Consider the following 18,422-nt stretch of genomic DNA (forward strand, 5'->3'; position numbering starts at 1 on the left):
ATTTCTTCATATGCATTCTTAAGAGTCATGGGGTATAATCGGCCATTTTGACTGCGCAGGCAAACGTATGAGCGATTCTCGAAAAATGCTGGTCACCAGCGCGCTGCCCTATGCCAATGGCCATTTGCATCTGGGCCATCTCGTTGAACACATTCAAACCGACATCTGGGTTCGTACCCATAAAATGCTGGGGCATCAGTGCATCAGTATTTGCGGGGATGATGCGCACGGTACGCCGATCATGCTCAAGGCTGAGCAGATGGGGGTGACGCCTGAGGCGCTGACTTCGGAAATGAAAGCCAGCCATGAACAGGATTTTAAAGCTTTTGCTATTGCTTATGATTATTACCATACCACCCATTCCCCGGAAAACCAGGCCCTGGCGGGTTTAATTTACGAACGGCTTAAAGCCAATGGCGACATCGTGACCAAAACCATTCGTCAGGCTTATGATCCATTGAAGGCGATGTTCCTGCCCGACCGGTATGTCAAAGGCACCTGCCCCAAGTGCGGTGCGAGCGATCAGTACGGTGATAATTGTGAGGCCTGTGGTGCGACGTATGCGCCGACGGATTTGGTGAATCCCGTGTCCGCCATTTCCGGCGCCACCCCGATTGAAAAAGAATCGGAGCATTATTTTTTTGATTTGCCGCGCTACGAGCAACTTTTAAAAGACTGGACGCGGAAAGGCCATCTGCAGCCGGAAGTCACCAACAAGCTGGATGAATGGTTTGCCGCCGGCTTAAAACAATGGGATATTTCGCGGGATGCACCCTATTTCGGCTTTCCCATTCCAGGTCAAACGGACAAGTATTTTTACGTGTGGCTGGATGCCCCAATCGGCTACATGGCCAGCTTTAAAAAATACTGCGACCAACAAGGGCTGTCGTTTGACGAATTCTGGGATAAAAATTCTCAAACGGAGCTGTATCATTTTGTCGGTAAAGACATTGTCTATTTCCACGCCCTGTTCTGGCCGGCAATGCTGGCGGGCAGCAACCACCGCTTGCCTACCGCGGTTTATACCCATGGGTTTTTAACCGTGGAAGGCCAGAAAATGTCCAAATCGCGCGGCACGTTTATCGAAGCGCGGACTTACCTTAAGCATTTGCATCCAGAATACCTGCGTTATTACTTTGCGGCCAAACTGAACGGGCGCGTCGACGATCTGGATTTAAATTTTGATGATTTCATTAATCGCGTTAACGCGGATCTGGTCGGAAAGGTCGTGAACATTGCCAGCCGCTGCGCGGGATTCATTAACAAACGCTTTGATAATCGCCTGGCCGCCGAATTGTCTGAGCCTGCGCTTTACCAGGATTTACTGGCGGTTAAGCCGGCGGTGATTGACGCGTTGGTGCAACGCGATTATGCCCGTGCTGTCCGACTGATCATGGAATGCGCCGATCGGGTGAATCAATACATCGATGCCAATAAACCCTGGACGCTCGCTAAAGACAATGAGCATCTTCCCGAGGTGCAGCGCATTTGCACCATGGGTCTCAATTTATTCCGGGTGCTCATGACTTACCTAAAACCCGTTCTGCCTGACATGGCCAGGGAGGCGGAAGCGTTTTTAAATTGTGCGCCGTTTGACTGGTTTACTGTGGATACTCCTTTGCTTGATCATATCATTCACCCCTTCACTCCCTTGATAACCCGTGTTGAACGCGAAAAAATTGATGCCATGCTGAATGAAGGCAAATCAACGGCCGTGAAGCCCAGTGAGGAAAAGAAAATGCAGAATTCCGCTCAGGAAGACACAATCTCAATTGACGATTTCAGCAAAATCGATTTACGCATAGCCCGCATCATTGCGGCCGAACCCGTGGAAGGCGCTGACAAATTGCTGCGGCTTCAACTCGATTTGGGCGAGCAACAAAAACAGGTGTTTGCCGGTATCAAGAGCGCCTATCAGCCGGAGCAACTGGTTGGCCGATTGACGGTGATGGTCGCTAATCTGGCACCTCGTACCATGCGTTTTGGCGTATCGGAAGGCATGGTGTTGGCGGCAGGCGACGGCAAAGGACTCTTTTTGCTCAATCCAGACGAGGGTGCAGAACCCGGTATGAAAGTCAAATAATGGCCACGGTTGAAGAGATTGACGCCCGCTTGCCTCAGACGCAATGCGGGGAATGCGGTTATGCCGGTTGTTTGCCTTATGCTGAAGCCCTGGCCCAAGGTACGACCACCATCGATCGCTGCCCGCCGGGGGGAATTAATACCGTTAAGGCCTTAGGCCAATTGCTGAACGTGGATGTTAAGCCTCTGCTTGCCGAAGTAGAACTCAATACCCGTCCCCCGGCGCTTGCGCGTATTCGCGAGGCTGAATGCATCGGCTGCACCAAATGCATTCAGGTTTGCCCTGTGGATGCCATCCTGGGCAGTGCCAAACGCATGCATGCCGTTATCACTCATGAATGCACGGGATGCGGTTTATGTGTTGATCCCTGCCCCGTGGATTGCATTGATTTGCAGCCGCTTGAGAAGCCCCAGTATGATCGCCAACTGGCGCGTCAGCGCCATCGCGCTCGCCAAACGCGTCTTTTGCGGGAAGAACATGAAAAACAACAGCAATACCGTCAAAAAAGCCGATTGGCTCTTAAGGAAAGCAATCAACAGGATTTAAAGGCAAAGCAGGATTATATTCTGCAGGCGCTGGCTCGGGTTGAAGCAAAAAAGAAAACCAATGAATAAAAGCAAACGACGGCTTGTTTTTGAGCGCTTTCGCGCCCAAAACCCGCACCCCACCACGGAACTCCATTACCGTTCACCGTTTGAACTGCTGATTGCCGTGATGTTGTCGGCGCAAGCGACTGACATCAGCGTCAACAAGGCAACAGCCCGTCTTTTCCCCGTTGCCAATACTCCGCAGGCCTTGCTTGCGCTGGGGGAGGATGGATTAAAAGAGTACATTAAAACCATCGGACTCTATAACAGCAAAGCCGCCAACGTCATTAAAACCTGCCAGATTCTGCTGACACGCTACCACGGCCAGGTGCCGGATAACCGCGAGGCCCTGGAGTCGTTACCCGGGGTCGGCCGAAAAACCGCCAATGTGGTGCTCAATACTGCCTTCGGTCAGCCTACCATGGCGGTGGATACGCACATTTTCAGGGTGGCTAATCGCACCGGCATCGCGCCGGGTAAGACACCGCTTGCGGTGGAAATGAATTTACTGGCCAGGGTGGATAAGGAATTTCTGCAGGATGCCCACCATTGGTTGATTCTGCATGGACGCTATGTCTGTGTCGCCCGCAAGCCCCGTTGTCCCCAGTGCCTTATCCACGATTTGTGCGAATACCCTGATAAAACAAAATAAATTTCCTTCGTAAAAAAAACCGGCGGATCTGGTAATTAGTAGGCATTCGCCCTTAGAATGGTATTCTCACCGTTTGCAGGAGAGCTAAATGGGATGGAATGATGTTTGGAAAACAGCCAGTGATTGGGCACAGTCAGCCTGGACGCAGGCGGTAAAATTTAAATACACTTTGAATTCAATGTCTTTACCCGCGGTCGCGGGGGAGACGGCGACGTTCACGTATAATACACTCATCGGGCTGACAGAAGAGGTGGCAGCCTTGCCCCACGTGTTAAAGGCAGCCGCCGTGCATCCTAAAACCCGACGGACCTTTGGGCATCTTGCCCGCATTGGTATTGAGGATGGTGGTGCTTTGATCCTCGCTTACCAAATCGAAAAAAACCTTGAATCGCTGCTGCTCGCCGCATTGGAAGGCAGCGAAGGGCAGCCCTGGCTAAGCACCAGTACGGCATTATCACTGGCCCTGATGCTCTTGAGGACAACTCACGAGGCCTACGCCCTCCGTAAACGGATCCAGATTGGTATCCGCTTGGCTACCGTCTCCATTGAGGCGAGCGGCACCATTACCTCGGGCAATCCGCAATTGGACAAAATGGGGGAAATCAGCAAAAAGGAATCGAAATTAAGCAGCATCATTGGCGCATTGAGTGACCAGGTTAAGTACATCCTGACTGATCTCTCGATCAGACAGGGAGTTAAACGAATTCCGATCGTGGGACCTGTAATCGGTAACGGCCTGGTCTCCAAGCACACAGGCGACTACGTTCTAGCGTCGGTTTTAAAAGGCATGGCCCCAAAGCATGTGCAAGCCTATTTGCAAGAATACCCTGAATATGCCTGGGTACTGGGTACGACCCATACGATCCTGTCGTATTTCGCCAATGGTTTTATTGAAGACACGACGGGAGTACCCAGGGCATTGTATGAAACCATCATCAACCAGACAGCGGTGGTGCTGCTTATTGCTGTTGCCGCGCACATGCGCCTTCCACCGCCCGTTGCTGAATCAAAACGGCAAGTGCCTGATCCCATCCGACTTTACAAGTCCGGCCTGCAGGTAGGACTGGATATCCTGGGCTATGGACTGAAGGCCAAAATCCCCGAGATGCTTAAAAACGAATCGGTTATCCCCTGGGCAAAAGTATTCGCCGTGGGGAAAACCCTCTGGTACCATCCATCGACGCAGACGGCAAAAATCATCTTTCTTCCTCGCATGCTGCACGGGAAAAAGGCGTTTTATCGCGATCCGGTGGTCGAACCCAATTGGGAAAGTCTGCGCACCAGGATAATTACGGCGATTCAGTTTATCGAAAAATACAGTGAAAAGCTGCTTGTTGCCACAGCCACCAAAATACCCAAAATATCGTCGAAAGTCGCCGGGCTCCTGGGAGCACCGCCGGGTGTTGTGGCCTTTGTCTTGAAACTGATGGGCAATAAGCCATTCATGAACCGCTTGTCGGATTTCCGCCGACGTCTGGAGGCGATGCACATTGTCGATCTGCCGGAAGCGGACAATTTAATGCAGATGGAATACCTGCATCTCCCTTCTCCTCAAAAAAAAGATAAGACAGAGAAGCCCGAAGCGGTTGACCCCAGGGAGGGATCAACGCCACAACTTCAGCCAGAAAAAAGTGCAACCCCGCGCGACAACGAGGATTATTCTCCGAGTCTGCTGATATCTGGTGGTTTTTTTGCAAAGCCCCCGAGTCCCCAAAATGCAGATTTAGATCCGAGTAGCCTGATAGGGATAAGTTCCAATTCCGTCAGCAAAAGTCAGGGAAAAGATCCACTAACCGGTGATTTTTTTGTAAGGAACGCGAGTCGCCAGAATGCAGACGATTTAGATCCGGCGAGCCTGATGGGTATCACTTCCAATTCCAGCAGCAAAAGTCTGGGGAAGGATCCCCTGGGTTAAAGCAATACCCCTTGTTCTAAAGGGGTTACAACAACTTTTTGCGTTTGAAAAAATAAAACATCAGCATGGCGAGCAGGATCATCAAGGTTAAAATGGCGGGGTAACCATAACGCCATTTTAATTCCGGCATAAATTCAAAATTCATGCCGTAAACCCCGGCAATGAATGACAGGGGGATAAACAGACTCGCAAACAGCGTTAGGATTTTCATGGTTTCGTTCATGTGATTATTGACGGCCGACAGGTATATTTCCAGCATGCCGGTTGACATTTCACGGTGCAGATCAATCAATTCAACCAGGCGAATGCTGTGATCGTGCAGGTCACGGTAATAAAGGTAATAATGGGGATCAATCAGGCGGGCATGCTCGGTTAGCAGCAGATGAACGATGTCGCGCATGGGGGCGATAATTTTGCGAAGCGTCAGGGTGCGGCGCTTGATGGTATAGAGTTCGCGCAATGAGATGGCAGAGGGGTTAATGATAATGATGTCTTCAATTTCGCCTAATTTCTTCTCCGTCTCTTCCACAAAATTAAAGTAATCATCAACAATGGTATCCATGAGCAGATAGGCCAGGTACTCCATGCGGTGCTGACAAACCAATGAATGGGGATTACTTAAGCGCTCATCCAGCGAAGCCAGGTTAAAACGCGACGATTCACGGAAGGTGAGCAGCAGGTTTTTGCGAAGCAGCATACTGAATTGCTCCCGCTGGTAAGTCACCTCGTCGCCCGAAGTGTCCAGTAATTGCAGGACAATAAAGAGGCTGTCATCCAGGATGTCGAGCTTGGGGCGCTGATGAGTATTTAAGATGTCCTCAATGACCAGCGGATGAACATGGAACTCAGTACACCAGTCTGCAATCCTGCTGCTGTCTGAAAGGCCCTGCACATCCACCCAGACATTCTGGTGGGCAGCAAGCGCTTCATGAATTTTTACAGCATTAAAGTGGTCATAGCGATGATAGGCGTCGGCATCAAACACATGGATGCTGACGTGCGTTGCTTGCGGTTCCTTGTCCCCGACATACACCGCGGAACCAGGGAGCATGCCGCTTTTTGCCGAAGCCTTGCGTCGATATTTCGCCATGAACAATCCTTTCAGTGGGCAGGTTATTGTGACATGATAGGGTATCACTCCTTCAGTTTCTAGCACCATGGAATGGTTTTATAAACTGCTGTATCGCCTTGTTGATCATTACGTGTCGGAAAAAGAACGTGAAGCGGCCAAATTCTATGTCGATATCATCCTTGAGCATTCTCTGGAGGTTTGTGCCAGTAATATCCCGGTTGAAATCAGAGGGGTCTCTGCATTGTATGGCGTCAATTTGGGCGTGATTGACTACCAGGGCAATAAAGAACGCCTGTGGCGAATGAAGACCGAGTTAAGCGACTTGGCGTATGACTATTTTCTAACCCAGAGGAATCCGCAGAATAGAACACCACTGAGCGAACTGCTCACGGAGGCCGAGGAGTGCATCAGAGAGACGATGTCATTATTAAAATGGCCAAACACAAAGCCTCTTAAAGCGCAAGGCACGCCGGATCTGAAAAAAAAGGAAGGGGGAGGGTCTGTCTGCGAAGACCTTTTCATTTATGAGGGAACTCCCCTGAATGAGGAGACCGGTGTTCAGGAAGAGAGTGTCACGGAGGAAGAACAGTCGGTAAGCAGTGATTCGTCTGCTGAAGAGCAATCGCTTGGGCCTGAAACACCGGCTGAAGACGCGCTCCGACGAGAAGTGATTCGGATGTTTAACCAGGTTGTTCAGCACATCGATGAGGGCAAAGGACTGCTGTCGCTGGAAACCTGCTTTGGCGTGTTGAGCAAATTGCTAGACATTCTCCATGGAATTTACACCCTGCCCAATGATGATGATGCTCTTATTCTCCAGGCTATTGCGCACATGAGCGACATACCCAACGAAACCGCACGGGTGTTATATCAAAAAATTGGCGGCGTCAATTCGTGGTGGACGACCGACGTCTGCCAGACATTTGCCCTGCATATCGAAAAGGAATTGTATCATCTGCTGGTCCGCGGTGAGGACAATAATACCCGTGAGATTGCGGCCGCAGCCGACCGACTTTATCTGATTTTATGGGGACTGGCAGGCGTTCAATTAACCCGGACGGCTATCAGTCATTTGATCCTCGCCATTGCAAATACATTAAAAACCCACTTAAACGAGAAAGTCCCTCCCCTTTTAGACTTAAGCGATTTCAAGCAGTTTCCGAACGGGTTTTTCAAGACCTCTTCCGGTCAGGAATTCTATATTCAACTGCACAAGGAAGTGTATGATTTATCCCTCAATCAAAAGACAGAAGATGATTTAATTGTCGCCTCAGAGCGGCTTTATCTTTTCTTATGGGAAATCAACAGCCCGTTAAAGCCGGCTGATGTTACCGTCATCCTCAAGGCATCGTTGACAAGACAGCTTGAAAATCCATCCTTATCGCTGTTCAGTGCTGTGAATGCAGCCCCCTTGCCGCCTCATTTTTTTAAGTCCGGGACCGGGTACCTTTTCCTTGACCATTTGCAGAATGCCGTACTTCGTTTGCCGTTAGACAAAAAACTCGATGAGGAGACTGTTCTGGCGGTAACGGAGCATTTTTACTTCTCCTTACCCGCTGTGTTGCTCGGAGTAATGCCGGCTTCGATCATCGACCTGCTAAAGGTTAAAATGAATCAATTGAAGCTTAAGCTGGTGATCGACAAGGATGCGCCGCTTTACACGTTTGATTTACTGAAATATGCCACGCGGGCCAACCGTATTTTGGGAGGCACGCTTAAAGATGCAGTGCTGAATCACCATTTTATTACCCAGTTTAAATCCGATAGAAACTACCATAAACGGCAATGGGACGCTGATGCCTTTGCAAAGCTGCTGTTAGGCCTGATGATTCTTTACATCAAACAGGATGAAAGTTACTTTGTTTTGTCGACGGCTGATTTCTTTAAAAAAGAGTTTGTTTTTTTAAAAAATCCAGGGCAAAAAGAGGCAGCTGTAAAAGAAATGCTGATGATAGAAAAAGAAGTGTTTGCCTTAATTGATCACAATGCCATGATTGGCCATGAGCGCCTGCGGCAGTTTGTGAACGAAGAACCCCCGGAAACAGCCTGCATTCTGCTTGAGGATTGCCGAAAACAGAGCAGCGAGTTCCATAAGGAAATGAGTGCCTACTACCAACCGCCTAAAACCCCCTGTACTCATTCAGGGTATTCCTGCCTGTTTTTCCCGTCATTTACAATCAATGAACGCGGGGATTCCAACCCATCAACCACCCTGGAGGTTGAGGAGGATTCGGAAGAGGAGGGGTGCAGCTTGCAATAAATTTGCCACAATAATGGAAATAATGCTATATTAGTGGACAATTTGTAAACAGCCACGGTAAAGGCTTTATTTTGCCCTCAGATTGGCAAATTGCATGATATTCCTATGACTTCATCTCAGCCTCGTCATTACCTCATCCTTTCTGTGGCCATGATGACCTTTCTGCCGCTGCTCATTAATGTGTCCTTTAAAATCATCAGCCTTCAGGGGATGGTATTTACAGCCAGCAGCGTGCTTTGCCCTCTGGTGGCCTGTTTTTATCTGCTGGTTTTGAAAGGATGCACGTTGCCCCAGCAACGGCAGGTGCTTCATCAATCGCTGCTTGCCCTTTATCTGTTCTCCATCGGGGTTTATTTGTTAGTCAATCTGCCTTCTGTCGATTATGTCCGCGACAACATGGCTTATCAGATTGTTTTTGAAGACATTCCCAAGAAGTTTTTCGCCGCTACGCTCGCATTTGGCTTGAGCTTTTATATCCCCCATCTGCTGTGCTGCTCTCCTCAGAATGACACCTTCGCGTCGCCCCGCAAGCGGCTGTTGCTGGCTTTATTCGGCGGATTCAGTTTTTTTACTCTGGATTTTTTTCTGCTCTTCTCTGATCCGAAGGTACCTAATTTTCAGCAGATCTACATCGATTCCCTCATGATTGCTTCCGGCATCATGTTCAGCGCCAGTATTCTGTATCTGGCCGGTTTATTGTTTGGAAGCCGTTTGCGGCTATTTCGCCGAGCGGCTCCGCCGGATTATCTGCTGTCCCCCTTTTACCATTACCTGCTTGGCTTTTCCGTCGTCATTACGTTGATCTGCTTGGCCTGCGAGTACCGGCTGGTTTCATTTAACAATGGCTGGACCTTACCAGCCAGCGGCATCCTGTCGCCGTTTCTACTGGTTGCCAGTAATCTGGTGGGCGAGATTTATGATTATCGCGCCAATTTGCGTCTGATGTTTGTGGTATTACTGAGTGAATTAACCTTTGATGTGTTGTTGATGACTACAATCATTCTCCCTTCACCCGCCTATTTTGATCTCAATCCCTTTTACCATTTCATTATGCCCCGCCGCATCACAGCAACTACCCTGGCCTTGTTTGTCACTTTGACCTGCAATGCCGTGCTGCTTAAGAACCTAAAGGAAAGCGGCTACGCAGGGGGAAACCAGAGCCTGCGTCTGTTTGTCGCTAACAGTATTGCCATTTCCCTGTTATGCCTGGTCAACTACAGCCTGCTTTTTGCCGGCATTTACCCCTATGAGCAGATTTTCAGTCTGGCGATTACGAGCTGGGTTTATAAATTGGTGATGGTAGTTTTAGGGTTGCCTCTGGTGTTCTGGCTCTACCGCGTTGTAAGGAAGCGGCAGGCGCTGGGCCTTATGGACAGCCGGGCCGGCAAGATTTAAAAACCTGCCGGCGTAATCTGTTTACTGTTCTTTTTTAATAGGCCGTTTCCAGCCAAAGACGGTTTTTTGCCGACTTTCAGTAAGGGTCAGTTCGCCGGACGGGACATTTTTGCGAATGGTGCTGCCAGCGCCAATGGTGGCATGGGCACCCACTGTGACTGGTGCGACCAATTGCGTGTCTGAGCCGATAAATACCCCGTCCTCGATAATGGTTTGATGTTTGTTGACGCCGTCATAATTGCAGGTAATGGTCCCCGCGCCGACATTGACCTTTTTGCCTAAGGTGACATCACCCAGATAGCTTAAATGACTGGCTTTACTGCCGATGTCAAACACCGCGTTTTTAGTTTCAACAAAATTACCTATTTTGCAGTGTTCAGCTAGACGGGTGCCCGGACGCAGGCGAGCAAAAGGGCCGACCTGACAGTGATCACCGAGCACCGCCCCCTCCAGCACGCTGTTGGCGAGGACTTCGCAATTCTCCCCCAGGGTGACATTGGTCAAGGTACAATGAGGGCCTATACGACTGCCTTTGCCGAGCGTCACTTTTCCTGAAAAAACGCAATTCACATCAATGAAAACGTCTTTGCCGCATTCTAATTCGCCGCGAATGTCAATCCGTGCTGCATCGGCAATGCCAATGCCCTGAAGCATGAGTTTTTCGGCCTGATACTGCTGCCAGACGCGCTCCAGTTGTTGTAACTGCAGGCGATTATTGACGCCTTGAATTTCAAACACGTGCGGGGTAGGCATGGAGCCGATGGTTTGGCCTTCGTTCACCGCCAGGGTAATGATTTCGGTGAGGTAGTATTCTCCCTGCGCGTTATCATTGGTTAACCGGGGCAACCAGCGAGCGAGGTCACTGACCCGCGCACAGCAGATGCCGCTGTAGATTTCGCGGATTTGGCGTTGTTTGGGTGTCGCATCCTTTTCCTCAACGATGGCTTCAATGGCTTGATTGGGGTTGCGAACGATGCGGCCCAGGCCGGTGGGATCCGCCAATGTGGCGAGCAGCAGGGTCAAGGCCTGAGCCTCTGTTGCCGAAGCCACCAGCGCCTTTAAAGTATCCGCCTGAATCAAAGGCACATCACCTGAAAGCACGAGAACTTGCGCCTTTGGATGTAAGTGAGGCAGGGCTTTAAGCAGGGCATGCCCTGTGCCCAGTTGTTGCTCCTGCACTACCCAGTTGACGGACAGATGCGAAAGCGCCTCTTTGATCTGCTGTCCGCCGTGGCCATAAATGACATGAATTCCCTGGGGATGCAGCTGTTGTGCCGTTTCCACCACCCGCTCAAGCATGGGTTTGCCGGCCAGGGGGTGAAGGACTTTGGGTAAATCGGAATACATTCGTTTGCCCATCCCGGCCGCTAAAATAACTATCTCTAATGACATGAATAAATTAATCCTTGCGTTATGTCGTGTTTATGTGTTGGCCGTAGCCGAATTAAACAGTCTGCATTTATGTTGCGAATCCTGAAATTACTGATATGATAAAAAAATTGCGACAAAAGGAGTAGTGCAATGACTATTTTTCTTGAAATAGCGAAAGAATACCTCATAAAGGAACTGACCAAGATAAGTGATACGTCAGTGGCTTCAGATAAAAGTGTAGGTAATACGGTGTGCAGTTGGTTGGGGCTAGGCCGTGATGAAGGCTTGTCTCAAAGCAAGCGCGAGTTGACAGACATATTACGGACGGACATTCGCAATCTGGCATCGGATGAATCGGATGAAAAAAATGTCGAGGCATTAAATCATTTATTGAGTGAATGCCGGAGAAAAGCACGAGAAAAAGCCGATCAAAAAGGCTATTCCGAGGGGACTTTTGGGCCTGCCATGAGTGAGGTCAGTACCCTGCTTACGCAACTGTATGATCGTTTTGACGCAGCCGGTTTATTGGACATTCCCTACAACACCAAAGCTTCAGAGCGACATCCTTTAACCGTGTTTCGCTACTGGGCCGGCGTTTATCTGGCCTACAAAGTAAAAGAAAACCGGGATAACTCGCAAAGCACACTAAAAACCATTACCCATAATCCCAAAATCACCTCCCTCAATCTCCTGGAAAAACAAAAACAGGATGCTGTGGTGAGTTATATCAGGGAATGCGACAAAGATCTCAAAACAATTAAAGAAGACCTTGAGGATTATAGAGAGGTCTGCACTAAACGAGTACTCGAATTTCTTCGACGCCTGCTGCTTAAAAATAAAGAACTGGTTGAACATCATGGTACGAACCTGGAAATTCCGGTGACCATTTCCTTTTTTGCCTCGGCAACTGTTTCAGGTCCTGCACTGGGTCCTCATTCCGGGGAGCTAAAAAAATGCATTCTGATGGCCATCAAAGAGTTAGGGGGCGACAAGGAAGAAAGTAAGGAAGAGCTACATACCGCGACCACTTACAACAGCTAGTTTAATGACTGAGCTCCCCAAACAAGTTCATCTCCATGCGTTCCCTGACTTCTTCGGGAGTCAGGTTTTTACTCAAAAGGTAAAGCAGCTTGCAATGCGCCGCTTCCGGCGTCATGTCATGACCGCTGATTAACCCTGCTTCTTTTAATGTATGACCTGTGGCGTATTGATTCATCTCGACTCGCCCCTGCTGGCATTGGGTGCAATTCACGATGATGATGCCGCGATCGCAGGCTTCCTTGAGAATACTTAAAAAACGGGGATCCTTATTTTGCGCGTTGCCGGCGCCATAGGTTTCTAACACCAGCCCCTGCAAGGGTTGCTGCAACAGGTAGTGAAGCACATCCGCTGCAAAACCCGGAAACAGGCGAAAATTGGCAATAAAATGCGGTTGTATGGGTTGCAGGTGAAAGGGTTTTGAAGGAAGGGGCAGCAAATTGTCGTGATGCAATTCAATGTTGATGCCGATGGAAGCCAGATGCGGATAATTGGGCGAGTCGAATGCATCGAAACGTTGCGCACTGATTTTGCGGGAGCGATTACCACGCAACAGGCGTTGGTTAAAGTAAATGCAAACCTCATTGATCGGCTGATGGGCACACAACCACAGCGAGGTGACCACATTGTCCACTGCGTCATTACGCACTTCGGCTAAAGGAATCTGCGAACCGGTAATGATGACGGGCTTGGCTAAATTTTCAAGCATAAAAGACAGCGCACAGGCGGTGTAAGCCATGGTGTCGGTCCCATGAAAGACAACAAAGCCGTCGTAGTGCGCATATTCGTCAGCAATGTCACGAGCGATTAAGTTCCAGTCATTGAGCGTCATGTTGGAAGAATCAAGCAGCGGCTTGTATTCTTTAATGGAGTAGAACGGCATCTCCTGATGACGCAAGGCCGGCACCAGCGCCAGGGCCGCGGACACATAACCTTCCGCCGGTTCGTAACCGTGTTCGGTTTTCACGGAGCTGATGGTGCCGCCGGTATTGATAATAAGTATTCTTTTTTTCATGATGAGGATTGATTTATTAGTTCTTAATTATAGCGTTCATTGCCTGGAGTCTTCCAGAATGACGTGACATTTACGCAAAAATAATAATCGCCTTGACAGCCTTCGATTCGTAGTGATGAAATTACCGCCAGGGATGATGTCAAGGAGAGCGGCATGGCTAAAAGTAAACTGGAAGAATTGCAACTTCAGATGGAGAAGGTTTTCTCCCCGCTCGAAGCGCGGAGAGAAAACTACTTAAAGGCATTAAAAAAAGTAAGATTACAGCTCTGCAGCTATTTTTTTAATGAAAAAAACCAGGATTTGTATGAAAGAGCAGCGAGCGGGCAGCAATGGTTTGACTGGGAGAGCATTAAACCGGGTATGGAAAGCTGTTTGCCTGAAGAACAAATGCTGGCGGAGCGCGCTGATGAACTGCAGTCACAGTCGCCAGTCCGAATAAGCATTACCGACGCACTGGATTACCAGGTTACCCAGAGCGCGCTATTGCTTGAACGGGTAAATACGCAGTATGAATTTCAACCGGAAAAACCGTACACGCCGAAGGCTCAGCTTTTTATGCAGCAATTTGCCGATGCCTTGAGTATTTATCGGGTGTATTTAAGTATTTATGAAATTTACTGTTGTAATTACCCGTTTTTAAAAGTGGAGAGCCACAAAGGCTGTCTGGAAAAGGCCACGCGTATCCACAAGGAAACACAGCAGTCGCAATACGATGCTGCCCTGCTTTTTCATGAGGCCAAAGACAATGCCCAGGTCATTAAAACCTTGCTGGCGTCTATTCGAGAGGGGCAGGAGGAGTTTGATCATGCCATGAAACTGCAGGCAGCTCACCTCGCTAATCAATTTGAACAGGCTGCCCGGGTGATTAAGGATTGCTACAAAAAATACCCAAACAGTTCGCTGTTGTTTTTTGCGATGGATTCCGAATGGCAGCGTTTACTTAAAGGCATGGCGGCTGACTTGTTCGATAATCAATACACCTATTCATCTTTGGCCGGCACGCTGACTATTCTACCGGCATTCATGGACACGGTTATTGCCGAAATCACGCAATTTTACATGGCTGTCTGTGAAAATCAGATTCCCTATCGCGGAGAATTGCTGCGTAGCGCACTTCATTTAACCTCAGAGGTAATCACAACGCTTCGAGTGGACGCCGCCATCCAGGACGTTTCTCTCGATATTCAAACGGTAACGCCTGAGCCCAAACCGTCCGATTTTCCATCCTTGTATGCGCTGTATGGTCTGTGCCTTAATCCAACTGCACAACATCCCCAGGAGGAATCCGCGGAGAGGTCAGATTTGGCCCCTTATCCGTTCAGTCAACAATAATCGCAGATTTATTTGCCAAGGTCTTGCAGTTTATGGAAAAATTATGCCATTAGTGATTTAGTCTAAGCAGTGATGAGATGGTGATTGATCGTGCCGGGTATCGGCTGAATGTAGGGATCATCCTGGTTAATGACTCTGGACGGGTTTTTTGGGGGCGAAGGCATGGTCATGATGCCTGGCAATTTCCTCAGGGCGGTTTAGCGCAGGGGGAAACCGCGCTGGATGCCATGTTTCGCGAGTTGCGGGAGGAAGTGGGACTTGATAAAGAAGACATCGAAGTCTTAGGCTCTACCCGGCGCTGGCTTAAATACCGCCTCCCCAAACAATATCTGCGCCATGGCAGCGAACCCTTGGTCATTGGTCAAAAGCAAAAATGGTACCTGTTGCGGTTAGTCGCCAGTGAGCAGAAAGTGCGTCTTGATTTAAGCGACTCACCCGAGTTTGACAGCTGGCGCTGGATTGATTACAACGAGCCGCCAGCGCAGGTTATTTTTTTTAAACGACAAGTGTATGCTCAGGCAATGAAAGAACTTGAGTATTTATTAAAAAAACGCCGTAGCCCATTCAGCCACCGCCGCAAGCGAGGTAATCATAATCGATAAATGTTAAAAATTCTCAAGCGCATCGTACAGGACGTCACCACAGCCAACCATTTGACAGAGGCTTTGGACATATTGGTACAACGGGTTAGAAAAGCTGTTGATACCGATGCTGTCTCTGTTTACCTCATTGACAGCAAACATGCCGAGTATGTCCTGATTGCGACTGATGGATTAAACAAACAGGCCCAGTTTCGTGTCCGGGTGGGTTTGGACAGCGGCATCATTGGCCTGGTAGGGCGACGTGAAGAACCCATCAATGTCGAGGATGCGCCCAATCATCCTGATTTTCACCATGATCCGCTGCTTGAAGAGGAGCAGTTTAAAGCATTTCTTGGTGTGCCCATTATTCAGCATCGTAAATTATACGGCGTTATTACCGTGCAGCAGTCTGAACGGCGCTGTTTCGACGACGCGGAAGAGGCGTTTTTAATTACGCTCGCCGCCCAGCTCGGTGGCATTATTGCCCATGCCGAGGCAACAGGGGAACTGGCCGAACTTACTCAGCCCAAACCCATCGGCGCACAGAAGGCTGATGTAGTACAGACTTCATTAAGCGGAATAGGCAGCGTCCCGGGTATCGGCATTGGCAGTGCTGTGGTCGTTTATCCGCCCGCAGACATTGATGCCGTGCCTCGTATTCCGGTTGAGGAAGAGGACGTCGATGAGGAAGTGACGACCTTTTATGAAGCGCTGCAGGTTGCTCGCGAAGACATGCAACGCTTAAGCCGGCGTATGAAAAGCAATGTGGCGGAAGAAGAGCATGCCCTGTTCGATGTGTATGTTCGTATCCTCGATGATGAAAGCCTGGGCGCGGAAGTGGAGGAAGTCATTCGTCAGGAAAAATTAAGCGCCCAGGCTGCCTTGTCCGTCGTCATTAAAAAACACGTGCAGCAATTTGAAAGCATGGAAGATGAATACCTGCGAGAGCGCGCCAGCGATTTTCGTGATCTTGGCCGGCGAGTGCTGGCCGAACTGCAACGCGGCCAGCGTGAGGAAATTACTTACCCGCGCCGTACGGTGCTCATTGGGGAGGAAATCCCCGCCTCGGCATTGGCGGAAGTGCCCAAAGGCCAGCTGGTGGGGGTGGTGTCGGCGCGTGGCGCCAATAACTCTCATGTGGCCATTTTAGCGCGTGCCCTGGATGTGCCCACCGTGATGGGTGTCAGGGGGTTGAAAGTCGAGCAGTTAAGTGGTCGGGCCATCATTGTCGACGGCTTTCTCGGGAATATCTATCTTTCGCCGTCCAAATCGGTATTGGCTGAATTCAAAAAACTTGCCAAAGAAGAGGAAGCCTTGAATCAGAGTTTGGTCAGTCTGCGCGACAAGCCGGCAGAAACCCTGGATAATTACCGCGTTTCTCTCCAGGTGAATACCGGTCTGGCCATGGACGCGGGTCTGTCCATGAGTGTTGGCGCTGAGGGGGTCGGTCTTTACCGCTCTGAAATTCCATTCATGAGCCGCGACAGGTTTCCTTCCGAAGACGAACAACACATCATTTACCGGCAAATTCTAAAGGCATTCGCACCGCGTTATGTCACCATGCGCACTCTGGATATTGGCGGCGATAAAACCCTGCCTTATTTCCCGGTCGAAGAAGATAACCCGTATTTAGGCTGGCGGGGCATCCGCATCACCCTGGATCATCCCGATGTGTTTTTAATGCAGATCCGTGCCATGATGCGGGCCAGTGAAGAATTGAATAACCTTAAAATCATGTTGCCAATGGTGACAACCCTGGGCGAGGTGGAGGAAGCCATCTTGTTGATTGAACAGGCTTATCGCGAATTACTGGAAGAAGGCTGCAACATTGAAAAACCCCGTCTTGGTGTGATGGTGGAAGTACCCGCCGCGGTTTATCTGGCTCGTGAATTGGCGAAACGTGTTGATTTTCTGTCTGTCGGCAGCAATGATTTAACGCAGTATTTATTGGCAGTCGATCGTAACAATGCCCGGGTTGCCGGCCTGTACGACGCCTTTCACCCGGCCATGCTGCAGACCTTGATGAAAGTGGTGGAAGGCGGGCATGCCGCGGGCGTCGAGGTCAGCATTTGCGGCGAGATGGCCAGCGATCCCCTGGCGGTTATTTTATTAATGGCCATGGGCTTCGATATTTTAAGCATGAATTCGGTCAGTTTGCCTCGCGTTAAATGGGTGATTCGCAATTTCTCATTAGCCAATGCCCGTAAAATTTTAGCCGAGGTGCTTGAGCTTGAACATCCTCAGGCCATACGCCTGCACCTGCAGCGCGCGCTGGAGTCGGAAGGCCTGGGCGGGCTGATTCGGGCCGGGCGGTCCTAGATGCCGGATTTTTTATTCACCTCGCTGATTTATGCCACAGCCGGTGTGATTGCCGGTTTGTTGTCGGGCATACTCGGCATTGGCGGCGGCCTTGTAGTGGTGCCGGCCCTGCTTTTTATTTTCCAGCAGCAAGACGTGATTCCCCCTTCCTTAAGCATGCATTTTGCGGCGGGGACATCATTAGCGGTGATGATCTTTACCTCGCAATCGTCCATTTATTCCCACCTTAAACTGGGCGATATCCTGTGGGGGGTTTATCATCGCTTATGGCCGGGTATTTTCGTGGGTGTAATTGCCGGTGCTGTCAGTGCCTCGTTTATTCCGACGCGGGTGCTGGAAATTATTTTTGGTCTCTTTTTACTCTTGGTGGGCGTTAAAATGCTTCGCGAAGAGAAAGTAACCCGGCATCGCCAATTCCCTCGCGGGTGGATTAATGCCCTGGTGACAGGGATTATTGGTTTTAAATCAGGATTGTTAGGGGTTGGTGGTGGCGTGCTGATTATTCCCTACCTGACTTACTGCGGGGTGAATACCCGAAAAATTGCCCCGGTGTCGTCCTTATGCACGTTGACAGTCGCCCTCCTCGGCACCCTTATTTTTATCTTGACCGGTAGCCGCGAGTCCGGGCTGCCAGCTTATGCCACCGGGTTTATTTACTGGCCGGCCGTGGTCGCTGTGGCTATCCCCAGTGTGCTATTTGCACCACTTGGTGCAAAATTAAATTATATTCTGCCGGTAAAACAATTGCGTTACGGTTTTGTGGTTATTTTGTTTTTTACAGCGCTGAGCCTGCTGTTCTGAC

The 18,422-nt window shown here is 49.7% G+C and carries 14 protein-coding genes; 11 read left to right on the forward strand and 3 right to left on the reverse strand.

The window, feature by feature from the left end:
• The first annotated feature begins 67 nt into the window (after positions 1-67).
• The 4 genes from metG (at position 68) to GH742_RS00560 (ending at position 5,237) form a co-directional block, all read left to right on the forward strand.
• The gene (gene metG / locus GH742_RS00545; protein WP_203455684.1) at positions 68-2,083 is read left to right on the forward strand and encodes a methionine--tRNA ligase; all 2,016 of its coding nucleotides are present in this window, start codon (positions 68-70) and stop codon (positions 2,081-2,083) included.
• Positions 2,083-2,697: an RnfABCDGE type electron transport complex subunit B gene (locus GH742_RS00550; RefSeq protein WP_203455685.1), complete on the forward strand. Its 615-nt coding sequence runs from the start codon at positions 2,083-2,085 to the stop codon at positions 2,695-2,697. The genes metG and GH742_RS00550 overlap by 1 nt, the downstream gene beginning before the upstream one ends.
• A complete protein-coding gene (gene nth / locus GH742_RS00555; RefSeq protein ID WP_203455686.1) occupies positions 2,690-3,322 on the forward strand; it encodes an endonuclease III in 633 nt (210 codons plus the stop codon). Before GH742_RS00550 ends, nth begins: the two co-directional genes overlap by 8 nt.
• A gap of 88 nt (positions 3,323-3,410) precedes the next feature.
• Positions 3,411-5,237: a hypothetical protein gene (locus GH742_RS00560; protein ID WP_203455687.1), complete on the forward strand. Its 1,827-nt coding sequence runs from the start codon at positions 3,411-3,413 to the stop codon at positions 5,235-5,237.
• Between the two features lie 25 nt (positions 5,238-5,262).
• Here GH742_RS00560 and corA read toward each other — a convergent pair whose 3' ends face one another.
• Positions 5,263-6,327 carry a magnesium/cobalt transporter CorA gene (gene corA / locus GH742_RS00565; RefSeq protein ID WP_203455688.1) on the reverse strand — a complete coding sequence of 355 codons (1,065 nt, stop codon included), beginning with the start codon at positions 6,325-6,327 and terminating at the stop codon, positions 5,263-5,265.
• 67 nt (positions 6,328-6,394) lie between these two features.
• Between corA and GH742_RS00570 the strand changes: the two genes are divergently transcribed.
• Both GH742_RS00570 and GH742_RS00575 read left to right on the forward strand, forming a co-directional pair.
• Positions 6,395-8,569 carry a hypothetical protein gene (locus tag GH742_RS00570; RefSeq protein ID WP_203455689.1) on the forward strand — a complete coding sequence of 725 codons (2,175 nt, stop codon included), beginning with the start codon at positions 6,395-6,397 and terminating at the stop codon, positions 8,567-8,569.
• A gap of 105 nt (positions 8,570-8,674) precedes the next feature.
• Entirely contained in the window at positions 8,675-9,964 is a 1,290-nt protein-coding gene (locus GH742_RS00575; RefSeq protein ID WP_203455690.1) for a VUT family protein, read from the forward strand.
• 21 nt (positions 9,965-9,985) lie between these two features.
• On the opposite strand, the gene glmU is transcribed toward GH742_RS00575, so the two are convergent.
• Positions 9,986-11,356: a bifunctional UDP-N-acetylglucosamine diphosphorylase/glucosamine-1-phosphate N-acetyltransferase GlmU gene (glmU, locus tag GH742_RS00580; RefSeq protein WP_203455691.1), complete on the reverse strand. Its 1,371-nt coding sequence runs from the start codon at positions 11,354-11,356 to the stop codon at positions 9,986-9,988.
• Positions 11,357-11,485: 129 nt separating this feature from the next.
• Here glmU and GH742_RS00585 point away from each other — a divergent pair, with 129 nt between their 5' ends.
• Positions 11,486-12,376 carry a hypothetical protein gene (locus tag GH742_RS00585; RefSeq protein WP_203455692.1) on the forward strand — a complete coding sequence of 297 codons (891 nt, stop codon included), beginning with the start codon at positions 11,486-11,488 and terminating at the stop codon, positions 12,374-12,376.
• Position 12,377: 1 nt separating this feature from the next.
• On the opposite strand, the gene ansA is transcribed toward GH742_RS00585, so the two are convergent.
• A complete protein-coding gene (ansA, locus tag GH742_RS00590) occupies positions 12,378-13,388 on the reverse strand; it encodes an asparaginase (protein WP_203455693.1) in 1,011 nt (336 codons plus the stop codon).
• 153 nt (positions 13,389-13,541) lie between these two features.
• Between ansA and GH742_RS00595 the strand changes: the two genes are divergently transcribed.
• From GH742_RS00595 to GH742_RS00610, 4 genes are all read left to right on the forward strand, one after another.
• Entirely contained in the window at positions 13,542-14,720 is a 1,179-nt protein-coding gene (locus GH742_RS00595; RefSeq protein ID WP_203455694.1) for a hypothetical protein, read from the forward strand.
• Positions 14,721-14,800: 80 nt separating this feature from the next.
• Positions 14,801-15,322, forward strand: a complete 522-nt coding sequence (locus GH742_RS00600; RefSeq protein ID WP_202813759.1) for an RNA pyrophosphohydrolase — start codon at positions 14,801-14,803, stop codon at positions 15,320-15,322.
• Complete coding sequence (ptsP, locus tag GH742_RS00605; protein ID WP_203455695.1) at positions 15,323-17,620, forward strand: phosphoenolpyruvate--protein phosphotransferase; 2,298 nt, start codon at positions 15,323-15,325, stop codon at positions 17,618-17,620. It begins immediately after the preceding gene.
• On the forward strand, positions 17,621-18,421 hold the full coding sequence (locus GH742_RS00610) for a sulfite exporter TauE/SafE family protein (RefSeq protein WP_203455696.1): 801 nt from the start codon (positions 17,621-17,623) through the stop codon (positions 18,419-18,421).
• Position 18,422: the final 1 nt, after the last annotated feature.

It is taken from the genome of Legionella sp. MW5194 (assembly GCF_016864235.1).
Lineage (GTDB): Bacteria > Pseudomonadota > Gammaproteobacteria > Legionellales > Legionellaceae > Legionella_C.

Excerpts from the sequence above, each read along its gene's own strand:
- metG (WP_203455684.1), top strand. The coding sequence starts at position 68 with ATGAGCGATTCTCGAAAAATGCTGGTCACCAGCGCGCTGCCCTATGCC.
- GH742_RS00550 (WP_203455685.1), top strand. The coding sequence starts at position 2,083 with ATGGCCACGGTTGAAGAGATTGACGCCCGCTTGCCTCAGACGCAATGC.
- nth (WP_203455686.1), top strand. The coding sequence starts at position 2,690 with ATGAATAAAAGCAAACGACGGCTTGTTTTTGAGCGCTTTCGCGCCCAA.
- GH742_RS00560 (WP_203455687.1), top strand. The coding sequence starts at position 3,411 with ATGGGATGGAATGATGTTTGGAAAACAGCCAGTGATTGGGCACAGTCA.
- corA (WP_203455688.1), bottom strand. The coding sequence starts at position 6,327 with ATGGCGAAATATCGACGCAAGGCTTCGGCAAAAAGCGGCATGCTCCCT.
- GH742_RS00570 (WP_203455689.1), top strand. The coding sequence starts at position 6,395 with ATGGAATGGTTTTATAAACTGCTGTATCGCCTTGTTGATCATTACGTG.
- GH742_RS00575 (WP_203455690.1), top strand. The coding sequence starts at position 8,675 with ATGACTTCATCTCAGCCTCGTCATTACCTCATCCTTTCTGTGGCCATG.
- glmU (WP_203455691.1), bottom strand. The coding sequence starts at position 11,356 with ATGTCATTAGAGATAGTTATTTTAGCGGCCGGGATGGGCAAACGAATG.
- GH742_RS00585 (WP_203455692.1), top strand. The coding sequence starts at position 11,486 with ATGACTATTTTTCTTGAAATAGCGAAAGAATACCTCATAAAGGAACTG.
- ansA (WP_203455693.1), bottom strand. The coding sequence starts at position 13,388 with ATGAAAAAAAGAATACTTATTATCAATACCGGCGGCACCATCAGCTCC.
- GH742_RS00595 (WP_203455694.1), top strand. The coding sequence starts at position 13,542 with ATGGCTAAAAGTAAACTGGAAGAATTGCAACTTCAGATGGAGAAGGTT.
- ptsP (WP_203455695.1), top strand. The coding sequence starts at position 15,323 with ATGTTAAAAATTCTCAAGCGCATCGTACAGGACGTCACCACAGCCAAC.
- GH742_RS00610 (WP_203455696.1), top strand. The coding sequence starts at position 17,621 with ATGCCGGATTTTTTATTCACCTCGCTGATTTATGCCACAGCCGGTGTG.